Raw genomic sequence first — 4,482 nt, 5'->3', positions numbered from 1 at the left:
TCGCACTTACTACCTTACCAGGAGGAGAGCCCGTTTTTCATCTATTTTGCTTACATATCTGACAGGTTCCTTATTATACCAAATCAGGAACCTGTCTTTTTTTCTCCCACAAACATTTTACTCATACTACAGGGAGAGAATCCTTTTTGCATGAAATTTGTTTTTTCTACCGCACTTCGCTTAGTGGCCCCCACGAGCATAGCAAACAAGAGTTTGTAATCATCGTCGGTGGAATCATCTCGGAATGATCCCCTCAAATATTTTACTCACGCTATTCCGCAACAGTATGCCACACAAGAAAACCCAATGACCTAAAGGGGAAGATGGTGTTAAGTTGACTCAAGAAGCGTGGGTAAAAAGGAAAGTTGTTAAATCGGATGGTAGTGTTAAAATTGACGATTTCCATAAACCCGTTGAGGCAAACGGAGAGACTAAAGTAAAAGTTCATATAGATAAAAAAGGAAGTGAATGGTTAAAATGGCGCATCCGTTTACATTTCAGCAAATGCCTCATTTGCAGCAATAAAATACGTTAGGTACGAGTATGTTGATGGTAATGTTAAAATGCAAGAGAAATATGAGCCATTTGATAAAGAGACCGAACAAGCTTGATAAAGGCAAATTCTCTAGTGACTTGTAATTAATATAATATATTATAGTGTCTTGACCGATGGCATGATGTATTTTAAAACCTAAACGAATTAGTTCTGGTTCTCTACTATCATAAATTGTAACAATTCAGCCACATGATCAAGTGAGCTAAATAGTTATTGTTCCCATCGGTTCGTCGACTTTCCAAGCGAATAGCATCACAGCAAACAAAACTATTTACAAAATGTACGAGGTAGGCTAGGCCTTTTTTCGATTGATTTTCCTCCAAGTAAATACAAGTAAAAAAACAGATACAAGCGTCGATATCACTTTCCCTTGCCATGTCCAATTCATCACTTGATACACCGAATATACCTCTAACAAAAGTGCTGGCAGTTTTCCAAGCGAGCTGGCGGCTGTAAAAAGAAGGAGCGACATGCGCCCAATAGCGGCAACGAACGTCACAATTCCTGATGGAACAAATGGCAGAAGACGTAACGATAAAACAAGAAAAAACGCTTCTTTTCCTTCTGCCGCAAGCAAATGTCTGACTTTCGGATAGGAAAACCATTTCGTTTCCGAAAGTTGACGAAACCCTTTTCGATATAAAACGAAAGAAACAATCGCCCCAACCGCTTCCCCGACAAACGATAAAAAGGTGCCTTTCCAAAAACCGAATACCGCTAAGTTAGCCGCGGTGAGAAAGACGCTCGGGACCACGCCTAAAATACTAATCATGATATTGATTGCGATGCTGATGAAAAAAGCGAATGGTTCATATATTCGGAATAACGCAATCATCTGTTGTTCCATTTACGTCCCCCATTTATATCCGACTCCCCAAACCGTTTGCAAAAACTGATCAATCGGAAAACCAGCTTGGCGGAGCTTCTCTCGAATATTTTTTACATGCGAATCAATTGTCCGTTCTTCTGTGTTGGCGTTATACCCCCACAATGTCACGATCAGCTGTTCGCGGCTAAATACGCGGTTTGGATGTTTGAGAAAAAGCCCTAGCATGGCAAACTCTTTTGGCGTGAGAAAAATATCGTGCCCAGCGTATTGAACTTTATGCTGCGTTTCATCCCAAACTAAGCCGTGAAACTCGAGCTTCGTTTGTTTTCCGACCGAACGGCGCAATACCGCCTCGATCCGAGCGAGCAATTCGGACTCGTCAAACGGTTTTGTAATATAATCATCTGCACCGATCTTTAGTCCTTGGACAACGTCTGTCGTTTCCCCTCTTGCGGTAACCATAATAATCGGAACGTCCGAAAACTCTCGTATTTGTTTGCACGTTTCCCATCCGTCCATCTCTGGCATCATCACATCAAGCAACACAAGATCGACGTGATCATTTTCTAAATATCGAATCGCCCCTTCTCCTGATTCGCATGTCACACAACGATAACCATTTGGGATTAAATACAGCTCCAATAAATCCAACATTCGTTTTTCGTCATCAACCAGTAAAACGGTATACACCTTCATTCACTCCTCGGCAACGTAATGATCATGCTTGTCCCTTTTCCAAATTGGCTTATCGCATGAATCGAACCGCCGTGCGCTTCGACAATTTCTTTGGCAATCGCCAGACCTAACCCTGTGCCCCCACCTGTTCGCGACCGTGATTTATCGACTCGGTAAAACCGTTCAAAAATATGTGGCAAATCTTTTTCAGGGATGCCGATTCCTTCATCAGAAATGATGAGGATGATGTTCTTTTTCTCAGTTTTCACATCAATAGAAACAGTAGAACCTTGGCGAGAATATTTTAACGCATTGTCTAAAAGATTTATCATTACTTGTTCAAATCGCTGTTGATCGATATGGACGGTAACGTTTGCATCACAGTGATAGACAAGCGATATATTGTTTGTCTGAAATGCAGGACTTATTTTCTCGTATACTTTTTTTAAGAAAAGGCAAAGCGGGGTTTCCTCTTTCTCGATTTGAAACGAATGTTGCTCCATTTTCGCGAGCTCAAACAAGTCTTTCACTAATTTTTGCATATGCTCTGCTTCTTCATAAATAATGGACAAATATTTCGCTCGTTCCTCTTCAGCAATATTCGGTCTGCGCGCAACGTCCGCATACCCTTTCACATATGTGAGCGGGGTGCGCAACTCGTGTGAAATACTCGCTAAAAATTCGTTTCGTTCTTTTTTTAAGTATTCTAAATCCTTTGCCAATGTTTGAATTGCTTTTCCTAACTGTGCCAATTCATCTTCCCCTTTTACTTGCAGGCGGACAGAAAAATCTCCCTTGCTTAGTTTCTCAGTCGCTTGTTTCATGCGAATAAGCGGAATCGTAATGACTCTTGATAAGAAAAAAATCGTCAAAATCGTCAAAAAGACGGACAGAATGCCGACCACGAGAAAATGATGCTTTAATTTGGCAATCATATTTTGAATAGAAGCCGTCCGCTGAAACATATATACATATCCTTTTATCTTGCCGTCCATCCGAATCGGGCTGGCGGTGGCGATATACGATTCTTTTTTCCAGTTGTTTTGCACCACCATTCCACTATGAGGAATGTGAAGGGTATCAGTATAAGGAATGAGTTTTTTCGCAAACGGCAAAATGTGATCGGAAAAATATAAAATGCCTCCTTTCGCATCTGTAATGACAACATCTGTTTCCGCCTCCGACTCCATCATGACGACATGTTCTAACGTGACTTCATCGTAATGACTTTCTAACACGGCCCGATGATTGTTCCCTCTTGCTAGCAATTGTTCAAATTCTTCATCAACCTTCGCATGAACAAGCGTCACATATAAAGCCACAAATAAAACTGTTTCAATCCCTAACACAAAGACAAAAAATAATAGCCCCAATTTAAATGAAAGCTTTCGCACAAACAATTCCTTCCCTTACTGGCGTTTTTCTTTATTATAGCAGAAAAAATATGGAGAAAATGTGGAGGAACGACATGTGCCTGTGAAGTTGAGACAGGGGACTGCACGATGTTTAACCAGATTAGAGATTAGCAAAAAGAAGTAACCAGCTTCATCCGTTAGTTTTTAGGGAAGTGGTTACTTCTTTTGGTTTAGTTTATATAGTAATAATCAATGTCCACATTCCAATGATGCCTAGGACAATGTTTGCATCAACGATTTTCATATTTATCCACCACGTTTTTAGACCAAGCATCGCTTTCTTGATTTTGCAAAAACTCATTTTTGTACTTTGATAGAGCTCCCCTCAAGCTCTTTTTTTTCCCTTGTTCTATATCTTCTTGATCTGTATAAGGAAGGATAATAATCTCTACTTTCCTATTCTTTAATCCTTCAGGTATATCTATAAACTTTTCCAAATCATTACTGTGTTTTATTACCCGTACAAAATCCATGCTTTTTCACTCCTTTCAATTAAGGCGGGGCTTATTAAACATATTATACCATTTCACTATGTACGATAACATGAAAATTCGCTTTAATTCTGACAATTCCCCCTGCTTCTAAGAACCTTCTCCTCACACAATACCCTCTCCTTGCTCTTTTTCATCCAATCATTTTTATGACGCCATTCACGGTCTTGTGAATGTGGCGGCCGTCTTCATCGTATTGGTACGTCACAAACGGCGTGCTTTCGCCTTTTTGAGGGATAGCGACAAGCTGGTCGGCTTCGTTCCATTCATATTGGTACTCACCGTCTTTAGTCCGGTTGCCGTTCGCATCGTACGTGATCGTTTCATCGCCGAAACGAACCAACTATAACAATCAAAGACAAAGCCACTACAATGATTCTGGTTAATAAACTATATACATCCAAATTGACATTTTAACCTCTGATTCACGCAGCACACCCGATGCGGCGTAACACCTCATCTGGGTGCTGTAAGACGTGCTGTTCAAAACGAGTGATCGATTGGGCAATATCGTTC

At 40.6% G+C, this 4,482-nt stretch carries 4 protein-coding genes and 1 pseudogene; all 5 read right to left on the bottom strand.

The annotated features are described in order from the left end of the window. Positions 1-848 precede the first annotated feature (848 nt). A complete protein-coding gene (locus K1I44_RS14800; protein ID WP_219986608.1) occupies positions 849-1,403 on the bottom strand; it encodes a TVP38/TMEM64 family protein in 555 nt (184 codons plus the stop codon). Then, positions 1,404-2,075, bottom strand: coding sequence for a response regulator transcription factor (locus K1I44_RS14795; protein WP_219986607.1), 672 nt, complete (start codon positions 2,073-2,075; stop codon positions 1,404-1,406). A gap of 2 nt (positions 2,076-2,077) precedes the next feature. Then, positions 2,078-3,454, bottom strand: a complete 1,377-nt coding sequence (locus K1I44_RS14790; RefSeq protein WP_219986606.1) for a sensor histidine kinase — start codon at positions 3,452-3,454, stop codon at positions 2,078-2,080. A 251-nt stretch (positions 3,455-3,705) separates the two neighbouring features. Continuing rightward, positions 3,706-3,948, bottom strand: a complete 243-nt coding sequence (locus K1I44_RS14785; protein WP_043967541.1) for a hypothetical protein — start codon at positions 3,946-3,948, stop codon at positions 3,706-3,708. 166 nt (positions 3,949-4,114) lie between these two features. After that, positions 4,115-4,309 (bottom strand): annotated as a pseudogene (locus tag K1I44_RS14780) (RHS repeat domain-containing protein); the annotation flags it as partial. Positions 4,310-4,482 lie beyond the last annotated feature (173 nt).

The organism is Anoxybacillus sp. ST4 (assembly GCF_019448545.1).
GTDB classification, from domain to species: domain Bacteria; phylum Bacillota; class Bacilli; order Bacillales; family Anoxybacillaceae; genus Anoxybacillus; species Anoxybacillus pushchinoensis.
Note: the sequence above shows the minus strand (reverse complement) of the source record. Positions and strands in the feature narration are given on the sequence as shown.

Excerpts from the sequence above, each read along its gene's own strand:
- K1I44_RS14800 (WP_219986608.1), bottom strand. The coding sequence starts at position 1,403 with ATGGAACAACAGATGATTGCGTTATTCCGAATATATGAACCATTCGCT.
- K1I44_RS14785 (WP_043967541.1), bottom strand. The coding sequence starts at position 3,948 with ATGGATTTTGTACGGGTAATAAAACACAGTAATGATTTGGAAAAGTTT.